This is a genomic window from Flavobacterium sp. CBA20B-1, from assembly GCF_028473145.1.
GTDB lineage: Bacteria > Bacteroidota > Bacteroidia > Flavobacteriales > Flavobacteriaceae > Flavobacterium.
Genome location: NZ_CP092370.1, coordinates 1,841,776 through 1,864,890, shown reverse-complemented (window position 1 = coordinate 1,864,890; position 23,115 = coordinate 1,841,776). Strand labels below are relative to the sequence as shown.

The window sequence follows — 23,115 nt, the reverse complement described above, 5'->3', positions numbered from 1 at the left end:
TGATTTCAAAAACGAATCAACGGGCGATGTATTAAACGACGGCGATTTTTATTTCTACGGCGATTACCAAAACGAAGGTTTGTTCAGTTATACAACTAATAGTACTACGGGTTATGTGGTATTCGAAGGCTTAATGCCGGGCATGCAACAAATCTCCGGCAGTTCACCCAGTAGTTTTTACGATGTGCTGTTCAACAAAAGTGGCGCAGAACACAGCTTTCATTTAACCACTGACATCGCCAATGCCGGCACCGTAAATCTTTTAAACGGAGTGGTATTGATGGACAAAGCCAATGGCGGCGCGTTTGTCTTCTTAAAAGGAGCCAAGCACATCAATACTTCAGACCGCAGCCACGTAAACGGCGAAGTCACCAAAAACGGTAACGAAGGCTTTAAATACCCTGTGGGCGACGGAGGTTATTACCGTTTTGCAGGCATATCAGCACCCGTTCAAGAAGCAGAAATCTACACGGGGGAATATTTATTGGAAAACTCGAACAGTAAATACCCGCATGCCAGCCGCACTGGTGTCATAAAAGCCATTGACGACCAAGAATATTGGATCATCAACCAAAGCGTAAACACCGACAATTCGGTGGTTGTAACCCTCTCATGGGATACGCGCACGACACCGGCATGGTTAACAGCAAACCCTGATTTGCTACACATAGTTCGTTGGGACGAAACCCAAAAATTGTGGGTAGATGAAGGCGGTGTAGTAAACTATGGCGAGCAAACCGTAAGCACACCTGTAAATGTAGATGACTTTGGAATATTTACCCTTGGAACGATTAAAGAAAATCTTATAAATCCGGGTGAAGTAGTTATTTACAACGGGGTAACACCAGATGGCGACGGTATGAACGATTATTTCATTATCGACAACATCAACCAATTTCCAAACAACCACGTAACCATTTACAACCGTTGGGGAAGAAAAGTATATGAAACCCATAGCTATGACAGCAACGGCAACGTATTCCGCGGCTATGCCCAAGGCAATGCCATTGTAAACGAAGGCGAAAAACTCCCAAGCGGAACCTATTAACCTGAGTTCGGTTATTATTTAGGATAAATATATTGTGTAAAAAAAGAAATAGTTGTATATTTAATTATCTGATTGTTAAATATTTAAATAACTATTTCTCATGATTAATTTCAATAAAATTACAGAAATTTTTGTCTTGTTGATGAATTTTGCCAGCAATTTTTTCCTTTTCTTGAAAAAAACAGTATCGGAAACAAATCCAAAAGACCCCCAATGATGTCACCCAGTGAAATAATCAGTATTATGATTCTTTTTCATTTAAGCGGTTTCAGATGCTTTAAGCACTTTTACATTTTCTATATTCAAAAACATATGCAGGCTGAGTTTCCTAAAACAGTGTCTTACAATAGATTTACTGAGCTTATGCAAGCCAATATACTTCCGCTGACAATGTTTTTAAAAACTTGCTGTATGGGCAATTGCACAGGTATTTCATTTGTTGACTCCACTCCAGTAAGGGTTTGTAAAAACAAACGAATCAAAAACAATAAAGTCTTCAAAGACATAGCTACCGTAGGCAAGTCGACTATGGGGTGGTTCTATGGATTCAAGCTTCACTTAATTATCAATGGAAAGGGTGAAATTCTAAGCTTTACTATTACACAAGCCAATGTAGATGACCGTGAACCTCTTAAAAATGAAGGGTTTCTCAGAGGGATTTTCGGGAAACTCTTTGCAGATAGAGGGTACATCTCTAAAAAATTGCAGACATATTATTTGTTGATGGTGTTCATCTAATCACGCAGCTTAAAAACAATATGAAAAACTGTTTAATGACCTTGTCTGATAAAATACTATTGAGAAAACGATCTGTTATTGAAACAGTTAACGATGAATTGAAAAATATGTGTCAAATTGAACATTCAAGACATAGATCTATAGGAAACTTTTTCACAAGCCTTATTTCGGGGCTAATTGCTTATTCATTTTTTCCTAAAAAACCTTCAATACAATATAATGAGCTAAAAACAAATCAGTTAGCAATATTCTGATTAATCGAACTCAGGTTAGCAGCAACCGTTGTAGAGAAAATTCAAGGCATTCCCGTTGCTACTTCCAATCCAACAAACAACCAAGTCTTGACCTATAACGGAACAGCATGGACGCCTACAGCTATTACACCTTCGGTTATTAGTAATAAAGCAGACCTAAGTGTAACAGACGGGATTAGAATTGCATCAGGGTCTGGAACCGGAGCTTTGTTAAACGCAGCAACAGTTGGTATTAACGATAGAGGAATTGCACCTATTAAAATAGCCCTGGGAGCAAATGGTCAGGTTTTAACAACCAATGCCGCAGGGAATGCCGTGTGGGATACTAAAGGTAGTTTAATAATCGGTGTAAGTAATACTTCTAGCGGTAATTCTTTATCAACTACGGTTAACGGAATAACAGGAACTGCTGTAAACATTATTAATAGTAATACACTTACATTAAACGGTTCTAATCAGTTAGTAAGCACTGTAAATGGAGTAGCAAGTTCACCAGCAATTTCTGTTTTGTCTTCTGCAAGTAATGGTTTAAACGCTACAAATGGAGATGTTAAATTAGGTGGAAACTTAACTCAAAATACGATCATTACCAATACATCTGCTTTTGACTTGACTTTGGCAACAACTAATAGTGGATCAACTGGGAAATTAAAAATTACAGGTTTAGATAAAACTAAAGTTCAAGCTACAACAAATAGCGGAACAACGACAGGTGTTACAGAGCACCTTCTTGCAGTAGGTTCAGACAATGTTGTAAAAGCTTTAAAAGCATCTATGCCAAAATTTTTCTACATGCCATCTATTATAGTTCCAATAGCTGCTTCTCAATTTACTGCTATAAATGCAACAGCTGGAGAATCTTTTAGTGACGTTACCAGAACAGGCATTTTAAATCTTTACGAACGCTACAAAGCTCAATTTGGAACAGTTGGAACAGCAACACAACCGAGTAGTCCTAGCGCTCCTTCACTACCAGTATTGCCTGCATCAGAATTACATTATTATGTGACCTGGTACGATACAACAGTTTTTCAAAGTGTTTCGTTAGATGCAACAGGGAAAATGACTTATGTGGTTAGAGTAGGTGTCGATGTTACAGTAGGGTCTTTTATGAATATTGTGTTTGCAGTAAAAGAAGGATAATTATGAGTAGTTTTAATCTTAAAAAATATTTTAGCTTATTAATTATTTTGTGTGCTTATCAGCTTTCATCAGCACAATTCACCATTACTGATAATTTTAGAGGCAATGGATCGACGGATGTTAAAGTAGGTGGTTCAAATGTAGCTAGTCAAGGTGAAGCATATTTTACATCAGGAGTAGATGACCCAGTAAATTCGGGTTGGCTAAGAATAACAAAAGCTTTAGGAAATCAAAGGGGATATGCTTACATTGATAGATCATTTCCTTCAACACTAGGATTGTTAGTAGATTTTGAATATAAAATGTGGAGAAATAGTACTGATAGTTACAATGGTGCTGATGGATTAAGTTTTTTCCTTTTTGATGCAACTGTACCATTTAGTTTAGGTGGATATGGAGGATCGTTGGGTTATGCCCCAAATACTGGGGGTGGTGTTAATACTGGTGTTAACGGAGGATATATTGGAGTAGGGTTAGATGCATATGGAAATTTTTCTAATTTTAACGAAGGTAGAAATGGAGGGCCAGGAGAAGTAGCAAATGCGGTAACTGTAAGGGGAGCAACTACCAATAACCCTAGCACAACCAATCCATATCTAAATCACGTTCCATTAGGGGATCAAATGGATGGGATAAATGAAGTGCGTAAGCGTAATGAAATTGATTATAATACAGTCACTTCCACTCGCCCTACTGACGCTACTTTTTATAGAAGAGTTCAGCTAGAAGTTGTGCCAAATCCATCAGGAACGTATCGGATTATTGTTCGCTGGAAAAAATCGATTAATGCGTTAGTTTTTACCAACTTACTAGATTTTACTTCTGCAGAAGTACCGCCACAATTATTAAAATTAGGTTTTGCAGCATCTACGGGAGGGGGGGGTTAATTATCATGAACTTAGAAATCTTCTCATAACAACACCTAATAATTTAAGAGTTACTAAAAAAGCAGATAAAGATCTTTTAAGAAGTATTAATGTAGGGAGTAATGAAATAGAATAACCTATTATATAGAGGTAGTAAATGATACCGATACAACTTATACAAATGCAGATTTTTTAGATGAATTAGTTGATATAAATGGAGCATCTATACCTAGTTCAATGTTTACAATTAACACCGTAACGCCAACTAATTTTACAAACGCTAATCTTAGTATAGACTCCAATCAAAATACTATACAGGGAACAATAACGGTACCTGCACAAACAACTGGATTAGTAACTGTTGTGGGTACACTCAATGCCATCCCTTTTTATAACGTATTGATTAATAAAGTTCGTGTACTGCCTACTGGCACCGATAAAGATTTTGATTTAGCTAACAATTATGCAACTGTAAGCACACCAGTAATTGCAGAAAATGTTGATTTACTACTACAAAAGCAGACCATTGGTGAAAATTGTATTGATCCAGTTAATGGAAATACGTTTGAAATTAAAGTAGCGAATATGGGTGCAGTAGCTGCTCAGTACAGACGCACGGGCAATAATACTAATAACAATAAGAATAGAATTATAGTTACTAAAATAATACCTGCTGGCTTTACATACAACGATAGCGCAACGCCAGACGGTTTTGTAACAGATGTAAATACAACAACTGGTACAGCAAAATGGACAAAAATTACTCAGAGCAATACTCCAACATCAGGCGCAACTACAATTACTTATATTGCAAGAGGTGATTCGAATGCAGATAAAACATTGAGTGGCGGTGGCTCGGCCTTGCCTTACCCTATACGTTATACAATTAAACCACCCTCTGGAACTACTTCTTTTACTGACACTTCAGTTGTGACGTATCGATCTGCTAACGGAAATACTGTATATAATGGTAGTAATTTAGAATCAACTTACGCACCTCCCAATACAGCGAATAATACAAATAGTCAATTGCTAAAGTCTGTTCCTTCAGCACCTACAGTATCAAGTAGTACAGTTTATTATTGTTTAGGTCAGTCTCAACCATTATCTGCGACTGCCGATGCAGGTAATACATTGATTTGGTATTTAAACCCAGGTGGTGTTCCTTCAGCTATACCGTTTACTCCCCCTACCGCAAACAGAGGTACATTCAAATACTATGTTGCCCAATCAAACGGAAGTTGTGAAAGTGAGCTGACAGAGATCACAGTTATTGTTAGAAACTGTAAAATGATAACAAATCCAATCTTAATAAATAAACCAAAACCAATCTAACCAATTTCCAAAACCGCTTCTGTAAAACGAGGCGGTTTTTATTTACAACCATTCTAAATTCCAATTTCAATCGTTCTTTTGTGTGATTTAATATTAGTATCTTTGTATAAATTTTTTTAGAAGTTTCTATGAAGTTCGATATAAATAAAATACGCAGTCAGTTTCCTATACTTCAGCAGCAAGTAAATGGAAAACCTTTGGTGTATTTTGACAATGCCGCTACATCTCAAAAACCGCAAGTGGTGATTGATGCTGAAGCAAAATATTACAGCGAGATCAATGCAAACATTCACCGTGGCGTACATCATTTAAGTCAGGTGGCAACCGATGCTTACGAAGAATCGCGCATCAAAATCCAAAAACACATCAATGCCCAAAACAGTTTCGAAGTGTTGTTTACAACGGGCACAACTTTCGGAATCAATCTGGTAGCAAACGGTTTTGGTCAGATTTTAAAACCAGGAGATGAGGTAATTGTTTCACATCTGGAGCATCATTCTAACATTGTTCCGTGGCAGTTTGCCTGCGATCGGTCAGGAGCAACGTTAAAAGTAATTCCCATGTTGCAAGATGGATCTTTAGATATGGAAGCGTATCAAAACCTGTTAAACGAAAACACCAAAATTGTTGCCGTAAATCATATATCCAATGCGTTGGGTGTAGTAAATCCAATAAAATTCATTATTGAAAAAGCACATAAAGTTGGTGCTGCCGTTTTAATCGACGGGGCACAGGCAACTCCGCATTTAAAACCCGATGTTCAAGAATTAGATTGTGATTTCTACGTTTTTTCGGGTCATAAAATTGGTGGACCAACTGGCACGGGAATTTTGTACGGAAAAGAAGCGTGGTTAAACAAACTACCTCCGTACCAAGGCGGTGGCGAAATGATTAAGGAAGTTACGTTTGAAAAAACTACTTATGCTTGTTTACCGCATAAATTCGAAGCAGGAACACCCAATATAGCAGGCGGGATTGTTTTAGGGGTTGCCATTGATTATTTAAACGAGATTGGTTTTGATAACATTGCCGCTTACGAGCAGGAATTGTTAGATTATGGAATGCAGCAGTTAAGCAAGTTAGAAGGTATTGAATTTTACGGAACAACAGCCAAGAAAACATCGGTCATTTCATTTAATTTCAAAGGAATTCATCCGTATGATGTGGGTGCAATTATCGATAAATTAGGAATTGCCGTACGAACGGGGCACCATTGTGCACAACCCATTATGAATTTTTTCGATATTCCCGGAACCATTCGCGCATCGTTTGCTTTTTATAATACCAAAGAAGAAATCGATGCCATGATTGAAGCGTTGAAAAAGGCGCGGATGATGTTATCTTAATTTTGAAATCAAAAAGGAAAACGAACAAAAAAAACGTGAAACCTTAAACAAATCAAACCAAAAACAAAAAATGACAATTAAAGAAATACAGGAAGAAATAGTAGATGAATTTGCAATGTTCGATGATTGGATGCAGCGTTACGAATACATCATTGAACTAGGGAAATCACTTCCTTTAATAGAAGATCAATACAAAATAGAAGAAAATTTAATTCGCGGATGCCAGTCAAAAGTGTGGTTACATGCCGAAAAAAAAGACGATAAAATTGTTTTTACTGCCGATAGCGATGCCATTCTTACCAAAGGAATCATTGCTATTTTAATAAGAACATTTTCTAACCAAAAAGCTGCCGATGTAATGAATGCCGACACATCTTTTATCGATGAAATCGGACTAAAAGAACATTTGTCGCCAACGCGTGCCAACGGTTTGGTATCCATGCTAAAACAAATAAAATTATATGCAATCGCCCTTCAAGCCAACTAATATCATGGAAGAACAAATAGATATGAACGAATTAGGAGAAAATATCGTTCGCGTTTTAAAAACCATTTTCGACCCCGAAATACCTGTAGATATTTACGAATTAGGATTAATTTACGACGTTTTTGTAAACGAAAGCTACGAAGTGAAAATTCTAATGACACTAACATCGCCCAACTGTCCCGTGGCCGAAACCCTGCCTATGGAGGTAAAAGAAAAAGTAAGCTCTATTGACATAGTGAAAGATGTAGAGATCGAACTAACATTCGATCCGCCTTGGGATAAAGACATGATGAGCGAAGAAGCGAAGTTAGAACTTGGAATGCTGTAATATGGAAGAAGAAATTATAAATAAGGTTGCGCAAAGCAGTCTGGTAATTTTTGATTTGGAAGATTATTATCCGCAAGAAAAACCGGTTGTTTTAGATATTTCGCAATGGCTTTTTCAAGGTTTTATCTTAAAGGAAAAAGAATTTAGAGATGCTTTGAAAAATTTCGATTTTACCGTTTATCAAGATAAATTGGTTGCAATAACGTGTTCAACCGATGCTATTTTACCGTCTTGGGCATTCATGTTGGTATCGTCATACGTACAGCCGTTTTCAAAAATGGTGGTTCAAGGATCGGCAGATCAGTTAATCCTTACTTATTATCAGCAATTGATCGATAAGTTAGATTTTTCTGTTTACGATAATCAGCCTGTAATCATAAAAGGATGTTCTAAAAAACCAATTCCGGAAGAAGGTTATGTTATGGCAACCCAAAAAATGATGAATCATGCACGGTCTATCATGTTTGGCGAAGCTTGTTCGGCAGTGCCTATATATAAAAGAAAAAAATAGAAAATTAGTTGAAAATTATGAAGAAAATTATTTTTGCGAGTTTTTTGCTTGCTTCACAAGTCTTTCAAGCCCAAGAAGCAGAGGTTAAAAAAGACACCTTGTGGACTAAAAAAGGAGTTATTGCTATTTTGGGCAGCCAGTCTAGTTTTTCACAATGGCAAGCCGGTGGTGCTAATAACGTAGCCATCAATGGGTCTTTGAATTATGACATCAATTATAAAAAAGCTGATTGGGTTTGGGATAACAAATTCATTGCTTCGTACGGTATCAATAAAATCAGCGGACAAGATCAACAAAAAACCGACGACCGTTTAGAGATTAATTCCGTTTTGGGAAAAAAAGCAAAAGGCGAGTGGTACTACTCTGCGTTTACCAATTTCAAAACCCAATTTGATGTTGGTTTAAACCCAGATGATCAAACCGAACGTATATCGCACTTCATGTCGCCCGCATTTTGGCAAACAGGTTTAGGGATGTTGTGGAAGAAAAACGATAATTTTAAAGTAAACATTGCACCAGCAACTGCACGCTTTATTTTCGTACACAAACACTTTACCGACTTCAAAGAATCGTTTGGTGTGGAACAAGGAAAAAGCATGCGCTTTGAATTAGGTGCATCTGTAAATGCCTATTACAAAGTACAGCTGATGGAAAATTTCTCGGTAGAAAATATCCTTAATCTTTACAGCAATTATTTAGAAGATCCGCAAAATGTAGATGTCGATTATCAATTAAATGCAGTTTTAAAAGTAAATAAGTATATTTCTACCAATTTAACCTTCCAAGCCCTTTATGATGACAACGCTTACAAAGGTTTTCAAACCCGCCATACATTAGGTGTAGGGTTAAATTATATATTTTAATTTTTTTTTCTAAAAGTATTTTTCTAAATTTAACGAATTATTATATTAATTCAACCATTATGTTTAGAAAAATACTTTTCTTATTGCTTTTAACCTCTGCTACAGTAAGGGTATCAGCGCAGGATAACAGTGATCCAGGACCTACTTGTTTCGATGTATCAATTCGACCTGAAAATAATCCGTACTATTTAGAGAACAAAGATCAATATGTGGTATGTAAAGATCAGTTAGTTACTATTACCCCAACTATTGATGCTCCACTTAAAAGAACAAATCTGTATGAGGTAGAAGAGATTCCTTTTAATCCTTTTCCATATACAGGAACGGATATTCCATTTACAAATCTTGTAGATTATAGAGCAGATAGTGATATTGATTTGCCTTTTGATTTTTGCTACTTTGATGAAACTTGGAATAAAATTTCCGTACATTCTAATGGGTACTTATCATTTACCAACGGAACAAACCACAAAACACAATATCCTCAGGGAGGAAACACTCCTTCTTTTACACTTCCTGCTAATGCAGATGGTGTGACTAATACCATTATGTTTTGGAAGCATACGCATTGGATGACTGGAATGCAAGGTGCAATAAGATATGCAGTTTATGGAGAAGCGCCATGTAGAGTAGTTGTGATTACATACTTTGAACAATTAGCGTTCCAGTTAGATCCTACAGCTTGTTTACCTGCTTTGATTCCTCCGCAGACACACCAAATTGCATTATATGAAACAACCAATTTTATTGATATAATAGTTACACAACACAATGGATGTCCGTTAACTAATAACGGAAATGCCATTTTAGGTATCAATAACGCAAACGGAACACAAGCTTATACAGCACCAAATAAAAACCTTGGTATTTATGATATTGTTCAGCAATCATGGAGGTTTAAACCGGCTGGCGAGCAATGGTATCGAATGGAATGGTTAGTAGATGGTGTGTTGCAAAGTAACCAAAATGCCCCTTTTGATGTGGTGATAGACAAAACTAAAATCATTGCTGCTAAAATTATTCCTTTTGACTGTGATGGTGAAGATAAAGATGAAGATTTTGATAAATACGAAGTACGATTTAGACCGGCTATTGATCTGGATGAAATTGAATTGGATCGCTTAATTGTTTGTGATAAAAATCAAAACACCTATAATTTGAATGAAATAGCACAAATGGTAAAAGATGGTCAGCCAAATGTGGATCCGGCAGAGTTAGATAAGCTTACCTTCTTGTATTATCCAACAGAAGATGATGCTATAAACAAAACAAATCGTATCACAAATCCTCGTGAATACCCAATTCAAATGGGTGAGAATGAATTATATGTGAGAGTAGAATCAGAAATTGCTAACTGTTTTGAAATTGCTAAAGCTTTAATAATAAAGGCGCCGGTTGAAGTTAAAACACCAGTTGATGTTAATTTATGTGAAAAATATGAACTACCTGTACTAACAGATGATGAATTTTACTATAAATTGGAACGACTTGATGAAGATGGTAATTTTGTAGTTAATACATTACCGCAACCTTCTGAAAATCAAGTGATTGATGTTGTAGGGTATTACAGAGTCTCTATTAAAAAAACCAATGAATATGGATGCGAAAATGTTAAATCATTTATCTTGTTTGTAGAAAGCTGTAGTTTTCCTAAAGGAATTTCGCCAAACGGAGACGGTGCAAATGATTATTTAGATTTAACCTATAATAATGTTCAAGAGTTGAAAATATACAACCGCTATGGAAAACTTGTATATGAGCATGGAAAAGGCTATAAAAGACAGTGGAGTGGTCAAGACTCTAGCGGCAAAATATTACCTTCAGGTACTTATTTTATGTATATAAAAACAAAAGATAGTGAGTATCAAGATTGGATTCAATTAATGTACGAAGTGAAATAATTATAACAATTAATATTAATGAACATGAAAAATATAATATATATTATCTTCTTAATTGTTTCGGCAAATGGTTTTGCACAATCAGGAATTGCTAATGATCAATTGTTTTTAAAATATGAAGCAGCCTATCTAACTTATCTAAACAATATTGATTCACAAGAGCTAAAAAAATTAGATGAAGATGAGTCTACTTTTTATAAAATGTTTATAAGTCCAAAGGCTATAAAAAGTTTTAAAAAACAAAAAGATCAGTCAAAATGGTTACAGAAAAACTTATCAAAGACACATTATAAATCTGTATTGGAGGCTCAAGAAGCATACAATAACATTGTGACTGTTAGAAACAAGGCGAATGATGAGAGCAAGATGTTTACTGAATTATTAGAAGAACTTCTTAAAAAGTATGATTCTAAACTTATTTGGAAAACTTTAACAGAAAGAATGGACAAATAAACTTTATTCCATTTTAGTTGCAATTATAAAAGCCCGGTATTCAATATCGGGCTTTTGTATTACTGCCTACTCTTCACTAGCATCATTTTCGGTGTATTCCGGATAAAGAAAGTTATTATACGGAAAGCGCGTAATATGAATTTGCCTAACAGCTTCGTACACCTTTTCGCGTAATTCTTCAAAATTTTCTTTCTCAGTTGCCGAAATAAATACAGTGTGTTCTTTGCCTACTTTATTCATCCATGTTTTTTTCCATTCATCAATAGAGTAGTGCTTAGAGGTGCGCTCTATTACCAAGTCTTCTTCGTCAAAATATTCTGGTTTGTAAGCATCTATTTTGTTAAAAATCATAATAGTGGGTTTGTCATCGCTTTTAATATCTTTTAAAATTTGCTGTACCGATTCAATATGATCCTCAAATTCAGGATGCGAAATGTCCACAACATGTAATAATAAATCTGCTTCGCGTACTTCATCTAAAGTAGATTTAAAAGATTCTACCAACTGAGTGGGTAATTTTCTAATAAACCCTACCGTATCTGAAAGTAAAAAAGGTAGGTTTTTTATAACCACTTTTCGAACAGTTGTATCCAAAGTTGCAAACAATTTGTTTTCAACAAACACTTCACTTTTTCCCATTGCGTTCATCAATGTAGATTTTCCTACATTGGTATATCCCACCAAAGCCACCCGTACCATAGCGCCGCGATTGCTGCGTTGGACAGCCATTTGGCGGTCAATAGTACGGATTTTTTCTTTCAGCAAAGCAATGCGGTCACGAACAATTCGGCGGTCGGTTTCAATTTCGGTTTCCCCTGGTCCGCGCATTCCAATACCTCCACGTTGGCGTTCCAAGTGGGTCCACATACCGGTTAATCGGGGTAATAAATATTGAAATTGTGCCAATTCTACTTGCGTCCTTGCGTAGGAAGTTTGTGCACGTTGGGCAAAAATATCTAAGATTAAATTGGTACGATCTAAGACCTTACAATCTAGCTGGCGTGATAAGTTTTTTTGTTGCGCAGGAGTTAATTCATCGTCAAAAATAACGGTGTCTATTTTGTGTTCCTTTGCAAAAAGCTCAATTTCTTCCAGTTTTCCGGTTCCTACAAATGTTTTAGGATTGGGCTTATCCATTTTTTGAGTAAACCTTTTCACCACTTCTCCACCAGCAGTTTGGGTTAAAAATGCCAATTCATCCAGGTATTCCTGCAATTTATCTTCAGATTGATTTTGGGTAATAATGCCCACCAATACTGCTTTTTCATAATTAATCTCTTCTTTTTCTAACATTTTTTTATTTTTTGTAGTCTATATAATGCAAATTTATTAAAATAGCAGGTAAGAAACGTACCTAAAATTGGGCGAAGATTGTTTTTTTATAAATATTCAAAAAAATATTGATTATATTAAATTAATATTGTTATTTTAGTAATTTCTTAACAACGGCTGTTCGGGAAGAAATAATTGGCAATTATTATGCTACAAAAAATTAAAACTTATCTTTGTAATATTGAAATATAAATTTGTCCTTATGAAAATAAATAAGAGTATTGTTGCAGTAGTTTGTATTTTACTGGGGAGTTTAAAAGGTTTTGCCCAACAAGATCCTCATTATACGCAGTATATGTACAATCAGAGTATATTAAATCCTGCGTATGCAGGTATAAATGAATACATGTCAACAGGGGTGTTATACAGGTCACAGTGGCTGGGTATGAACGACGCTCCTAAAACAGCAACCGCTTTTGTGCATACACCGGTTGCAAAAAATTTAGGTGTTGGTTTATCATTTATTAATGATAATATCGGTCCCGTAAGTGAAAATAATGTGTATGCTGATGTTTCTTATACCATTCGCTTAGGAAAAGGTCATAGTTTGGCTTTGGGGGTTAAAGGAGGTGTTACGATGCAAAACATTGGCTTGTTTAGCGATATTAATAGTACATTACCTGATAAAAGTGATATTGTTTTTGCAGAAGACAGTAGCGCAACTAATTTCAATGTGGGTGCAGGTTTGTTTTATTTTACAAATAAGTACTATGTTGGTTTTAGTATGCCCAACTTTTTGCAAAATACTTTTGTTGAAAAAAATAACAGAAAATTTGGTACCGATGTGGCGCACATGTTCTTAACAGGTGGATATGTATTTGATTTGAACAGAGAATGGAAACTAAAGCCATCAACCATGTTAAAAATGGCTGTAGAATCTCCTGTATCAGCAGACCTATCTCTTAACACTTTATACGATGAAAAATTAGAGTTTGGTGTAAGTTACCGTTTGCAAGATTCATTTGGTGCTATGGTAAATTATAGAGTTACACCAAAATTAAGAGTAGGTTATGCATACGATTATGTAACTTCAGCTCTAAATTATTCAACAAGTGGATCACACGAAGTTTTCATTTTGTTTGATATTTTCTACAAGAAAAAAGTATCTAGTTCACCACGTTTCTTCTAATATGCAAATATAAATCATGAGAAAAATTTACTTATCACTTCTATTAATAGGTTCCTTATACACTGCACAAGCTCAAAATACGGCTTTCATCAGTACACCGCAAGAACGCTTAAAACACGCCGATGAGTTGTTTAAACGTTACGAGTTTACAGATGCGGTGGAGCATTACAAAAAATTAGTGCGCGGAGAAAAAACCGATAGTTATGTAGTTTTGCAATTAGCAGAAAGCTATTACCACTTGTTCAATACCGTTGAATCTGCGAAGTGGTACGCAAAAGCTGTAGAGCTAAACCCTAATCAAGAACCTGAAGTTTATTTCAGATATGCGCAAATGCTTAAGGCAAGCGGACGTTATGATGTTTCAAACAAAATAATGAAGAAATTTGCCGATTTAAAACCTGAAGATTCGCGTGCTATCGATTTTCTTAAAGACCCGGATTATATCCCCGCTTTAAGAAGCCAAGAAGCGTTGTTTACTTTTGAAGACAGCCGAATGAATCACTCGCAGTTTTCTGATTTTGGGGGTGTTTTAACAGCTGATAACATCTTATATTTTGCGTCTGCGCGAGACGAATCTAAAAAGAAATATGGCTGGAACAACCAACCATACCTTAATGTATATGCAGCCACTTACATCGCCGATGAAGAAAAGTTTAAAGACATTAAGCCGGTTGATGAATTAAATACAAAACATCACGACGGACCCACTACTATTACCGCAGATGGTCAAACTATGTTTTTTGCTACGGAAAGTTTCCGTGGAGGAAAATATGAAAAAGACAAAAAGAACCGTTTGAAAAAAGGTAAAGTTAGTGTGTATCGTGCAAAATACAACGGAAAACGTTGGACAGATGTAGAGCCTGTGCCTTTCAACTCTGCAAATTATATGGTGAGTAATCCGGCTGTAACGCCTGATGGAAAAACCCTTTACTTTGCTTCAGATATGCCCGGATCAGTGGGTGATATGGATATTTGGAGAGTAGCTTTAAACGACGATGGAACCTACGGGACTCCTGAAAACTTGGGAGCAATTGTAAATACAGAAGGTCGTGAATCGTTTCCTTTTATCTCTGAAGACGGAAAGCTTATCTTTGCTTCAGATGCTCATAAAGGATTCGGTGGATTGGATTTGTATATGTATGACTTAACTGACCCAAATGCATCAGTACGCAACATTGGTGACCCAATTAATACCGCAAAAGACGATTTCCATTTGTCGTATTATCCTGAAAAAGGAATTGGTTTCTTATCAACCAACCGTGTGGGACGCGATGATATCTATAAAGTACGCCCGGTGTGTGTTACTGAAATGGTAATCACTGTGAAAGACCAAAAAACGGGTGCTATTCTAAAGAACGCAGAAGTTGCTATTTTAGATTATGACAGTAACATCATCGAAACAAAATATACCGATGCGTATGGTATTGTGCGATACGATACCGATTGTAACAAAGTTTTTGCTTTGCAAGTAGGAGCAGAAGGTTATGAAAGCAAAGACGTGGAACTTCAAAAATGGGGTAATGGTAAATATCCAATCGATGTGGAACTTCGACCAATTGAGATGTTGATTGGAGATGATTTAAAAATCATTTTAGGAGATATCTATTTCGAGTTTGATAAAGCGAATATTACCCAACAAGGGGCTTTTGAATTGAATAAATTGGTTCAAATCTTACAAAGAAATCCAGGAATGATGATTAAGATTGAATCGCACACCGATAACAAAGGAAGCGATGCATACAACTTAAAATTATCAGAAGAACGTGCACGTTCAACCAGACAGTATGTGATTTCTAAAGGAATAAATCCTGCTCGCTTAGAAGCTCGCGGATACGGTGAAAGCCAACCAAAAGTGGATTGCGGTGCCGACTGTACACCAGAGCAAGATGCAATGAACCGCCGTTCAGAATTCATCATCACAAAAAGATAATTTTCACAAATTATAATGTTAAAAGACCTCATTTTTTGAGGTCTTTTTCTATTAATTGAATTTTGGCACAGTACTTGTTATTTCATAAGTGTAATAAAACTAAAAACAATAAAAATGAAAATATTTAGATTCGCATTAATAGCAACAGCCATGCTAACCGCAAGTGTTAGTAATGCGCAATACAACAGTGGTAATGCAACTGTTGTTGCTCAGAATTATGATATTTCTGATAATCTAGATTTGCAGGCAGTAGCATCTATTTTTGGCGAATCTAGAGATTTAGAAGATTTTGAGCGTAGATTGAATGATCCGTCTGCACAAATATCCAACCTTGATTTAAACAATGATAATTATGTTGATTATTTACGTGTGGTGGAAGTAGGTGAAAGCGATGTGCGTGTGATCGTAATTCAGGCTGTTTTAGGTCAGGATCAATTTCAGGATGTTGCAACGATTGAAATGGAACGCCAACGAAACAGAACCGTTCAAGTGCAAATTGTAGGTAACTCCTATTTATATGGACCAAACTATATATATGAGCCGTTTTTCTATTCGCCTCCTGTATTTTTTGATATGTTCTGGTTGCCTACCTATCGCCCTTATTTTTCTCCATGGTATTGGGGATATTACCCAACCTATTTTTCATATTGGAGACCAATGCCAGTGTTTAGATACCACAGACACATATATTCACATATCGACCGAAGAAATAGATATTCTTATACCGACAACCGCCGTTTAGTTCGTGCAGACCGTATGACTAGTAGTGTGAGAGGAAATTCATTAGAGCGTCAAAGTCCGAATAGATCTTTTGCAAGCCGTAATGAAAACGTAACCAATCGCAGAGCATTAGAATCAACCAGAACTTCAAGAGTAAATTCATTGAGTAATGGATCTAATTTAAGAAGCACAAACCGAAGCGAAGGTATTGGTAGATCGCAAAGCTTTAACCGCAGCAATACAAATACAAGCCGTTCTGCCGTGCAGTCTGGCAGAGAAAGAGTATCAAGCGAAGCGTTTTCACGTGGTAGAGCAACAAGCAATTCGAGTCGTACAGAAAGAGTTCGTGTACAGAACAACAACTTTGAAAGTGGAAGACTTAATTCTTCTTCAATTAGGAGGGAAGCTGCTCCGGCACGTTCAAGAATAGAGCGTTCGTCACGTATCTCCTCACAACCAAGCAGAACTTTCAACCAATCTAGCTCTAGCAGAAGTTCAGCTCCAACCATGCGTAGCTCGTCACCAACTATGAGTCGTTCGTCGGCTCCCTCAATGAGCAGAAGCAGTGGTTCAATGAGCAGAAGTAGCAGCGGCGGCGGAAGAAGTTCATCAGGTGGTGGAATGACCAGAGGAGGTAGATAATCATAAAATTATTCAAAAACAAAAGAGTGTGCTTTTCCGTACACTCTTTTCGTTTTTAGCTGAATAAAGCTTTTAATTCTGTGGCTTCGCTGGGTTGCATTTTGCCTGCTAAAACCAAGCTTAATTGCTTGCGACGAAGGGCAGCATCGAATCGGCTTTTTTCTTCATCGGTTTCAGGGGTAATTGCGGGTATTTCAATCGGAGTTCCCATTTCATCAACAGCAACAAAAGTGTAAATAGCTTCATTTGCTTTTTGGCGGTTGCCCGATTCGCGGTCTTCTATCCATACATCAAGAAAAATCTCCATAGATGTCCTAAAAGTACGCGATACTTTTGCTTCTACGGTTACCACACTTCCCAATGGAATACTTTTGTTAAATGCCACATTGTTTACCGATGCGGTTACACAAACGCGGCGCGAATGTCTGCGGGCTGTGATGCTGGCTGCGCGATCCATTCGGGCTAATAATTCGCCTCCAAAAAGGTTGTTCAAGGGGTTGGTTTCCCCTGGCAACACAATATCTGTTAATATCGTTATAGAATCTTTAGGTGTTTTGGGTTGCATATTCGTAATTTTTTACAAAAGTAGCAGAATTAAATCATATCAAAATAAAAAAAAAGACCAATGCGGTCTTTTTTTCTGTATTTAGTTTTCAATAAAAATCCAAGCGTCTTTATTTACTTTTTCGTGTATTAATCGCAATTCTTGCTGTGCTTCTTCTTGCGTTGCATAGCTGTTGTAAACCACCGGTCGCATGTTGTGTTTAGACGTGGTTAAATATTTTGCATTGGCATAACCTTTTGCTTTTAACTCATTGGTTAAAATTTGTGCTTTGGCTTCGGTTTTGAAAGCGCCGGCAACAATGTGAAAAGGTTTTTGTTCTATTTTTGAAGTAACTTCGGCAACCTTTTCTTTGATAATTTGAGGTGTTTCAATAACAAAAGTGGCTTGTTGCAGTTTTTGTTCGATTTGCGACTGCACTTCTTTTTCTACTGCCAATTTTTTGCCTTGATACACTTCGTATTCCTGATAGGTAGAAACAGAACTGTATAAACCAATCACAGCTGCCACAGCTGCTGCATAGCGCATCCACTGTAAACGTGGTTTGCTTGCTGTTGGTTTTAAAGCCACAACTTTTGTATTGGTTTGTTCTTCTTTCGTTAAAGCATTCGCCACAACCGCAGATAAACCAAAAGAGGATGTAAGGTAATTGGTAGATCCAACGGGTTCAAACTGCAATTTTTGTTCGCTGTTTAAAGAAAGCTCACCAATATTTTTTAAATAAATAATTTGTTTTTCATTCAAGGCATTTTTCCAGCTGTTTACTTGCTCATAAATCAAAGCTACCGCCTGATTAAACGAAATATTTTCTTCTAAAGCAATATGGTTTGCCAATAAGCCATCGTTTTGTTGTAACAAACTGTTAAACAAAATGGTTTTTTTGGGTGGAACAAATGCATGCGTGGTTTCATTGTATCTTGCAGATACTGCTTCGGTAATAAAAGCACCAAAACCAGGTACCGTTACACATTGGTAGCGGTATAATAATGCGGAAATATGTTTTTCGATCATCATAAAGCAAAAGTAAAAAATCAAACACAGTTTAAAGAAAATTATTCACAAATGTTATCAACAATTTTTGTCTGTTGTTGATAACATTTTCAGTTGCCTTGATTTAAGTGTTTTTCAAAATTAAAAAATGATTTATATTTATAAAAGAATGATAATCAAAAAGTAAATGAACAAGGAAACATTAACGGCTTATTTGAAACTATTAGCGTGTGATGGGATTGGGGTGCTGCACGCTCGGAAAATACTAGATGCCTTTAAAAATGTAGAAGCTGTTTTTAATGAAGAGCAGGATCATTTTTTTTCCGATGGAAAACTTTCAAACACTATTGAAAAAGCTTTGAAAGCATTCAATAAAAGGGAAATAGTGGAAGAAGAACTGCGTTTTATCGAAAAAAACAGTATCGAATGTGTAGGGATTTTAGATGATGCGTATCCTGCATTGTTAAAAGAATGTTCCGATGCACCTATTTTGCTGTTTTATAAAGGTGATTTGTCATTGTTGCATAATCGATGCTTAGCTGTTGTAGGCACTCGTAAAATATCAGCCTACGGAAAAGAAATTACCACAAAGATGATGGAACATTTGCAGCCATATAAACCCACAATTGTAAGTGGAATGGCTTATGGTGTTGATATTGCGGCATACCATGAAGCCCGAAAGTTAAACCTGAATATGGTAGGAATCATGGGCACAAGTTTTAAAAAATTGTATCCAAGTGTGCATAAAAAATACTATGAAGATTTATTTACAAACGGATTAATCATTTCCGAATATGCAGGTTTTAACACATTGGTACCCGAATTATTCACTCGAAGAAATAGAATCATTGCTGGTTTGTGTAATGCAACCGTGGTGGTTGAAAGTGCTGAAACAGGCGGATCGCTTTCAACGGCCTATTTTGCCAATGATTATGCACGCGAAGTGTATGCTATTCCAGGAAAAATAACCGATGCGTTTAGCAAAGGATGTTTGCGATTGATTCATGAAAACCGGGCACAAATTCTTTATAATTTTGACCATTTAATTACCGATTTAAACTGGAATACAACAGACGAACCCAAGAAACAAGCGGAAGTTAAAAAACAAATCAACTTAAATGATTTTACCGATTTACAGCAAACTATTTTAAAAACTTTGCAAAACGAAGCTTTACATATTGATGAATTGGCGTTGCAAACCCAATTGTCAATGCCGGTTTTAAATGCTGAATTAATGATGCTGGAACTAAACGGAATTGTTGTGGGGTTACCAGGGAAAATGTTTAAAGTGAAAGAATAAGTATTAAATAAACAACTCTGCCAAAGTTCTAAACTTTGACAGAGTTTTATAAGCTACAATAAAAATCTTAAAAAGAATACCCCAACTTCTCTCTAACTCGGTTTAATGTTCCGTTTGCAATAACAGCAGCTTTTACAGCGCCTTCTGTCAAGAAACGATCAACCTCTTCCAAGTTGTTCATGTAATAGGTATATTTTTCGCGTATGTCTTTAAATTTTTCGCAAATCAATTCAAACAAAGCTTGTTTTGCGTGTCCATAACCGTAATTTCCACCTAAATAATTTGCACGCATTTGTTCAGTTTGTTCAGGTGTTGCCAATAATTTGTAAATAGCAAACACGTTGCAGGTATCCGGATTTTTAGGTGCTTCTAACGGAGTAGCATCGGTAACAATTGCCATAATTTGTTTGCGCAACTTTTTATCGTCTTCAAAAATATTGATGAAATTGTTGCGAGATTTACTCATTTTTTCGCCATCGGTTCCGGGAACGGTCATGATTTCTTCGGAAATTTTTGCAGTAGGCAACACAAATGTTTCTCCCATTTGGTTGTTAAATCGAGATGCGACATCACGCGTTATTTCCAAATGCTGTAATTGGTCTTTACCAACCGGCACAAATTCAGCATCGTACAATAAAATATCGGCTGCCATAAGCATTGGGTAGGTAAACAATCCGGCGTTTACGTTTTCCAAATAACTCGATTTATCTTTAAAAGAATGTGCCAACGTTAAACGTTGAAATGGAAAAAAACAGCTTAAGTACCAAGTAAGCTCACAAGTTTGTGGCACGCTTGATTGCTTGTAAAACGTCACACGATCCGTGTTTAATCCACACGCAAGCCAAGTAGCAGCCACACTATAGGTGTTTTCTTTCAATGTTTTTGCGTCTTTAATCTGTGTAGCCGAATGCAAATCGGCGATAAATAAAAACGTTTCATTTTCAGGACTATTTGCCATTTCAATAGCAGGCAAAATAGCTCCTAAAAGATTTCCAAGGTGTGGGGTTCCGGTACTTTGAACTCCTGTTAATACTTTTGCCATTATTTAAAATTAAATTTTTACAAATTTAAAAGTTTATAACGTTAGTTGTTAAAATTATTTATTTATTAATTTGCATTGTCTAACAAAAAACACATGGATTTTTTAAAAAAAGCAGTTTGGTTTTTCTGGAAACTTTGGTTTTACCTCATCATACTGATCGTAATTGTGGTGCTTTCGCCCTTTTTAATTGTTTCGTTATCAACCGATAAATTCTATCGATTCTTTTTCTTTTTGGCTAGAATTTGGGCGTTTGCAGTGTTTTACGGAACAGGTTTCAGGAAATCAATCGTTACTAAACAGCAATTCGATCGAAACAAAAGTTATATGCTTACGGCAAACCACACGTCGATGATGGATATTATGCTGATGCTGATTTTGGTGAAAAACCCGTTTGTGTTCGTAGGGAAGAAAGAATTGGCAAAATTGCCCATTTTTGGATATTTCTATAAAAAAGCCTGTATTTTGGTTGACAGATCAAGTGCTGTGAGCCGACAGAGAACCATGATTATGGCGGCGCAAAAGTTGGCAAGCGGTTTAAGCGTTTGTATTTTTCCCGAAGGTGGTGTTCCAAACGACGAATCGGTTGTTTTAGATGATTTTAAAGACGGCGCTTTTCGTTTGGCAATCGATTTTGAAATTCCGGTGGTTCCCATGACGTTTATCGGATTAAAAAAGATGTTTCCTTTTCGGTTTTTTGCAGGACATCCCGGAAATGTGTTGGTTTACCAGCATCCGTTTGTTGAAACCAAAGGATTAACCCAGCGCGATAAACCCGAATTAAAAGACCAAGTACGTGAATTGATTTTAAAACCTTTACTAAAGCATGAAAAAAATACTCATTCGTAGTTTATTTGCAATTGTTTTATTAGCTGCCGTTGTTTTGCTTGTACTTAAATTTGTTCGACCGCAATACGATGTTTCGACTGAAGCAAACGACCGATTCAAAGAGAACACAAAAATTGCCAAAACATTCTTACAAGATCATGCCGATTATAATCAGGATATTGTTTTCTTGGCAGATATGGCTATTAAAAGCCGATACAACCGCTTTTATGTGTACGATGTTAAGAATGACAGTGTTTTGCACAAAGGTTTGGTGGCGCATGGAAAAGGATCAAACACCGGAACCTATGGTGAATTGCAGTTTAGCAATGTAGAAGGCAGCAATATGACTTCGTTAGGAAACTATAAAGTTGGAGCAAGTTATGTGGGCAGATTTGGAAAATCGTACAAACTGCATGGTTTAGATAAAACCAACGACCAAGCTTTTGCGCGTTACGTGGTTTTACATACTTACGCTTTTATGCCACACGAAGAACAATTGGTACCCGTTATTAATAGCGAAGGTTGCCCAATGGTGAGCCAAGAGACTTTTAAAATTTTAGAAAACATTATTGATAATAGCAAAAAACATATTTTGTTGAGGATTTATTATAAGTAACACTGTTTGTCATCCCGAACTTGATTCAAGGCGAACAAGAAGCTAAAAGAGGTAAGTTGCGTAAATCACTGCTGCGTAAAGTCTCCAGCTTTGAGCAATAAAGGAGCGTACTTGAGAAATTCACTTAGAACCAATGAACCTATCTATTATTGTATTACGATCTTTTTAGATAGACGCAAAGTCAGGAGACTTCGCGTAGCGAGTCAACATTTAAGTTGACCCTTTTTTTAGTATGTTATTAAATATTTTGTAGCCTCACAGGGATTACTTTTCACCGTTTCTTCATCAACACAAAGTATTGTTTCACGGCAACTAAACAGCATCGAATTAGTTTCTTTATCAATTCCAAAGAATCTTGCAAAACAATTATTATCCCCTTCACAGATAAAAATTCTAATTCCATATTTATTATCAATAAAAAGTTTATCATCAATTTTTTTAAGAGCAATTACTAAATTTTTGTTCATATTAGATTTCATACTAATATAATAATAGTTTGCTCCTTCGTAATATTCCTTTTGAATAGTCATAGAATTAAAATATTTTTTTTTGTCTGAAAAATGATAATTCATTGTTTCAATAAAATCTTTTTCATTAACGACTATTTTTTGAGTTTCATTTTCAATTTTTCCAATTTCTAATTTATCAATATAAAGTAATTTTTCTTCATATTGTTGGGAAAATGATTGTTGAGAAAATGAATTAAAAAAAACAAGTACGAATATGATGACAAATAATTTTTTCATGCAATTAA

Annotated in this window: 22 protein-coding genes and 1 pseudogene; 18 read left to right on the top strand and 5 right to left on the bottom strand. The window is 36.1% G+C overall.

The window, feature by feature from the left end:
- Nucleotides 1–79 precede the first annotated feature (79 nt).
- The 12 genes and pseudogenes from MG290_RS09270 (at nucleotide 80) to MG290_RS09215 (ending at nucleotide 11,273) form a co-directional block, all read left to right on the top strand.
- Nucleotides 80–1,048 (top strand): gliding motility-associated C-terminal domain-containing protein, encoded by a 969-nt coding sequence (locus MG290_RS09270; RefSeq protein WP_264561033.1) that lies wholly within the window; start codon nucleotides 80–82, stop codon nucleotides 1,046–1,048.
- Between the two features lie 100 nt (nucleotides 1,049–1,148).
- Nucleotides 1,149–2,040 (top strand): annotated as a pseudogene (locus MG290_RS09265) (IS982 family transposase).
- 87 nt (nucleotides 2,041–2,127) lie between these two features.
- A complete protein-coding gene (locus MG290_RS09260; protein ID WP_264561032.1) occupies nucleotides 2,128–3,183 on the top strand; it encodes a hypothetical protein in 1,056 nt (351 codons plus the stop codon).
- 2 nt (nucleotides 3,184–3,185) lie between these two features.
- The gene (locus tag MG290_RS09255) at nucleotides 3,186–4,070 is read left to right on the top strand and encodes a hypothetical protein (protein ID WP_264561031.1); all 885 of its coding nucleotides are present in this window, start codon (nucleotides 3,186–3,188) and stop codon (nucleotides 4,068–4,070) included.
- Between the two features lie 216 nt (nucleotides 4,071–4,286).
- Nucleotides 4,287–5,384, top strand: a complete 1,098-nt coding sequence (locus MG290_RS09250) for a hypothetical protein (RefSeq protein WP_264561030.1) — start codon at nucleotides 4,287–4,289, stop codon at nucleotides 5,382–5,384.
- Nucleotides 5,385–5,512: 128 nt separating this feature from the next.
- Nucleotides 5,513–6,730 carry an aminotransferase class V-fold PLP-dependent enzyme gene (locus MG290_RS09245; RefSeq protein WP_264561029.1) on the top strand — a complete coding sequence of 406 codons (1,218 nt, stop codon included), beginning with the start codon at nucleotides 5,513–5,515 and terminating at the stop codon, nucleotides 6,728–6,730.
- Between the two features lie 70 nt (nucleotides 6,731–6,800).
- Nucleotides 6,801–7,217: a SufE family protein gene (locus MG290_RS09240; RefSeq protein WP_264561028.1), complete on the top strand. Its 417-nt coding sequence runs from the start codon at nucleotides 6,801–6,803 to the stop codon at nucleotides 7,215–7,217.
- Between the two features lie 4 nt (nucleotides 7,218–7,221).
- Nucleotides 7,222–7,545, top strand: a complete 324-nt coding sequence (locus MG290_RS09235) for an iron-sulfur cluster assembly protein (protein ID WP_264561027.1) — start codon at nucleotides 7,222–7,224, stop codon at nucleotides 7,543–7,545.
- Nucleotide 7,546: 1 nt separating this feature from the next.
- The gene (locus MG290_RS09230) at nucleotides 7,547–8,056 is read left to right on the top strand and encodes a DUF2480 family protein (RefSeq protein ID WP_264561026.1); all 510 of its coding nucleotides are present in this window, start codon (nucleotides 7,547–7,549) and stop codon (nucleotides 8,054–8,056) included.
- 17 nt (nucleotides 8,057–8,073) lie between these two features.
- A complete protein-coding gene (locus MG290_RS09225; RefSeq protein WP_264561025.1) occupies nucleotides 8,074–8,919 on the top strand; it encodes a DUF3078 domain-containing protein in 846 nt (281 codons plus the stop codon).
- A 59-nt stretch (nucleotides 8,920–8,978) separates the two neighbouring features.
- Entirely contained in the window at nucleotides 8,979–10,820 is a 1,842-nt protein-coding gene (locus tag MG290_RS09220) for a gliding motility-associated C-terminal domain-containing protein (protein WP_264561024.1), read from the top strand.
- A 24-nt stretch (nucleotides 10,821–10,844) separates the two neighbouring features.
- Nucleotides 10,845–11,273 (top strand): hypothetical protein, encoded by a 429-nt coding sequence (locus MG290_RS09215; protein WP_264561023.1) that lies wholly within the window; start codon nucleotides 10,845–10,847, stop codon nucleotides 11,271–11,273.
- Between the two features lie 66 nt (nucleotides 11,274–11,339).
- Here the strand turns inward: MG290_RS09215 and hflX are convergent, their stop codons facing one another.
- On the bottom strand, nucleotides 11,340–12,566 hold the full coding sequence (gene hflX, locus MG290_RS09210) for a GTPase HflX (protein ID WP_264561022.1): 1,227 nt from the start codon (nucleotides 12,564–12,566) through the stop codon (nucleotides 11,340–11,342).
- Nucleotides 12,567–12,807: 241 nt separating this feature from the next.
- Between hflX and MG290_RS09205 the strand changes: the two genes are divergently transcribed.
- The 3 genes from MG290_RS09205 (at nucleotide 12,808) to MG290_RS09195 (ending at nucleotide 17,026) form a co-directional block, all read left to right on the top strand.
- Nucleotides 12,808–13,734 carry a PorP/SprF family type IX secretion system membrane protein gene (locus MG290_RS09205; protein WP_264561021.1) on the top strand — a complete coding sequence of 309 codons (927 nt, stop codon included), beginning with the start codon at nucleotides 12,808–12,810 and terminating at the stop codon, nucleotides 13,732–13,734.
- A 16-nt stretch (nucleotides 13,735–13,750) separates the two neighbouring features.
- Nucleotides 13,751–15,664 carry an OmpA family protein gene (locus MG290_RS09200; protein WP_264561020.1) on the top strand — a complete coding sequence of 638 codons (1,914 nt, stop codon included), beginning with the start codon at nucleotides 13,751–13,753 and terminating at the stop codon, nucleotides 15,662–15,664.
- 114 nt (nucleotides 15,665–15,778) lie between these two features.
- Nucleotides 15,779–17,026 carry a hypothetical protein gene (locus MG290_RS09195; RefSeq protein ID WP_264561019.1) on the top strand — a complete coding sequence of 416 codons (1,248 nt, stop codon included), beginning with the start codon at nucleotides 15,779–15,781 and terminating at the stop codon, nucleotides 17,024–17,026.
- A gap of 55 nt (nucleotides 17,027–17,081) precedes the next feature.
- Here the strand turns inward: MG290_RS09195 and MG290_RS09190 are convergent, their stop codons facing one another.
- Nucleotides 17,082–17,591 carry an acyl-CoA thioesterase gene (locus MG290_RS09190; protein WP_257500159.1) on the bottom strand — a complete coding sequence of 170 codons (510 nt, stop codon included), beginning with the start codon at nucleotides 17,589–17,591 and terminating at the stop codon, nucleotides 17,082–17,084.
- An 81-nt stretch (nucleotides 17,592–17,672) separates the two neighbouring features.
- Nucleotides 17,673–18,602, bottom strand: a complete 930-nt coding sequence (locus MG290_RS09185) for an SPOR domain-containing protein (protein WP_264561018.1) — start codon at nucleotides 18,600–18,602, stop codon at nucleotides 17,673–17,675.
- Nucleotides 18,603–18,765: 163 nt separating this feature from the next.
- Here MG290_RS09185 and dprA point away from each other — a divergent pair, with 163 nt between their 5' ends.
- Complete coding sequence (gene dprA / locus MG290_RS09180) at nucleotides 18,766–19,878, top strand: DNA-processing protein DprA (protein WP_264561017.1); 1,113 nt, start codon at nucleotides 18,766–18,768, stop codon at nucleotides 19,876–19,878.
- Nucleotides 19,879–19,945: 67 nt separating this feature from the next.
- On the opposite strand, the gene trpS is transcribed toward dprA, so the two are convergent.
- A complete protein-coding gene (trpS, locus tag MG290_RS09175; RefSeq protein WP_264561016.1) occupies nucleotides 19,946–20,920 on the bottom strand; it encodes a tryptophan--tRNA ligase in 975 nt (324 codons plus the stop codon).
- Between the two features lie 93 nt (nucleotides 20,921–21,013).
- Here trpS and MG290_RS09170 point away from each other — a divergent pair, with 93 nt between their 5' ends.
- Entirely contained in the window at nucleotides 21,014–21,766 is a 753-nt protein-coding gene (locus tag MG290_RS09170; protein ID WP_264561015.1) for a lysophospholipid acyltransferase family protein, read from the top strand.
- On the top strand, nucleotides 21,744–22,361 hold the full coding sequence (locus MG290_RS09165) for a murein L,D-transpeptidase catalytic domain family protein (protein ID WP_264561014.1): 618 nt from the start codon (nucleotides 21,744–21,746) through the stop codon (nucleotides 22,359–22,361). The genes MG290_RS09170 and MG290_RS09165 overlap by 23 nt, the downstream gene beginning before the upstream one ends.
- Nucleotides 22,362–22,588: 227 nt before the next feature.
- Here MG290_RS09165 and MG290_RS09160 read toward each other — a convergent pair whose 3' ends face one another.
- The gene (locus tag MG290_RS09160; protein ID WP_264561013.1) at nucleotides 22,589–23,107 is read right to left on the bottom strand and encodes a hypothetical protein; all 519 of its coding nucleotides are present in this window, start codon (nucleotides 23,105–23,107) and stop codon (nucleotides 22,589–22,591) included.
- Between the last annotated feature and the right edge of the window lie 8 nt (nucleotides 23,108–23,115).

Excerpts from the sequence above, each read along its gene's own strand:
- MG290_RS09165 (WP_264561014.1), top strand. The coding sequence starts at position 21,744 with ATGAAAAAAATACTCATTCGTAGTTTATTTGCAATTGTTTTATTAGCT.
- MG290_RS09190 (WP_257500159.1), bottom strand. The coding sequence starts at position 17,591 with ATGCAACCCAAAACACCTAAAGATTCTATAACGATATTAACAGATATT.
- MG290_RS09185 (WP_264561018.1), bottom strand. The coding sequence starts at position 18,602 with ATGATGATCGAAAAACATATTTCCGCATTATTATACCGCTACCAATGT.
- MG290_RS09170 (WP_264561015.1), top strand. The coding sequence starts at position 21,014 with ATGGATTTTTTAAAAAAAGCAGTTTGGTTTTTCTGGAAACTTTGGTTT.
- trpS (WP_264561016.1), bottom strand. The coding sequence starts at position 20,920 with ATGGCAAAAGTATTAACAGGAGTTCAAAGTACCGGAACCCCACACCTT.
- MG290_RS09250 (WP_264561030.1), top strand. The coding sequence starts at position 4,287 with ATGTTTACAATTAACACCGTAACGCCAACTAATTTTACAAACGCTAAT.
- MG290_RS09195 (WP_264561019.1), top strand. The coding sequence starts at position 15,779 with ATGAAAATATTTAGATTCGCATTAATAGCAACAGCCATGCTAACCGCA.
- MG290_RS09225 (WP_264561025.1), top strand. The coding sequence starts at position 8,074 with ATGAAGAAAATTATTTTTGCGAGTTTTTTGCTTGCTTCACAAGTCTTT.
- MG290_RS09160 (WP_264561013.1), bottom strand. The coding sequence starts at position 23,107 with ATGAAAAAATTATTTGTCATCATATTCGTACTTGTTTTTTTTAATTCA.
- MG290_RS09215 (WP_264561023.1), top strand. The coding sequence starts at position 10,845 with ATGAAAAATATAATATATATTATCTTCTTAATTGTTTCGGCAAATGGT.
- MG290_RS09200 (WP_264561020.1), top strand. The coding sequence starts at position 13,751 with ATGAGAAAAATTTACTTATCACTTCTATTAATAGGTTCCTTATACACT.
- MG290_RS09205 (WP_264561021.1), top strand. The coding sequence starts at position 12,808 with ATGAAAATAAATAAGAGTATTGTTGCAGTAGTTTGTATTTTACTGGGG.
- hflX (WP_264561022.1), bottom strand. The coding sequence starts at position 12,566 with ATGTTAGAAAAAGAAGAGATTAATTATGAAAAAGCAGTATTGGTGGGC.
- MG290_RS09235 (WP_264561027.1), top strand. The coding sequence starts at position 7,222 with ATGGAAGAACAAATAGATATGAACGAATTAGGAGAAAATATCGTTCGC.
- dprA (WP_264561017.1), top strand. The coding sequence starts at position 18,766 with ATGAACAAGGAAACATTAACGGCTTATTTGAAACTATTAGCGTGTGAT.
- MG290_RS09240 (WP_264561028.1), top strand. The coding sequence starts at position 6,801 with ATGACAATTAAAGAAATACAGGAAGAAATAGTAGATGAATTTGCAATG.
- MG290_RS09220 (WP_264561024.1), top strand. The coding sequence starts at position 8,979 with ATGTTTAGAAAAATACTTTTCTTATTGCTTTTAACCTCTGCTACAGTA.
- MG290_RS09230 (WP_264561026.1), top strand. The coding sequence starts at position 7,547 with ATGGAAGAAGAAATTATAAATAAGGTTGCGCAAAGCAGTCTGGTAATT.
- MG290_RS09245 (WP_264561029.1), top strand. The coding sequence starts at position 5,513 with ATGAAGTTCGATATAAATAAAATACGCAGTCAGTTTCCTATACTTCAG.
- MG290_RS09255 (WP_264561031.1), top strand. The coding sequence starts at position 3,186 with ATGAGTAGTTTTAATCTTAAAAAATATTTTAGCTTATTAATTATTTTG.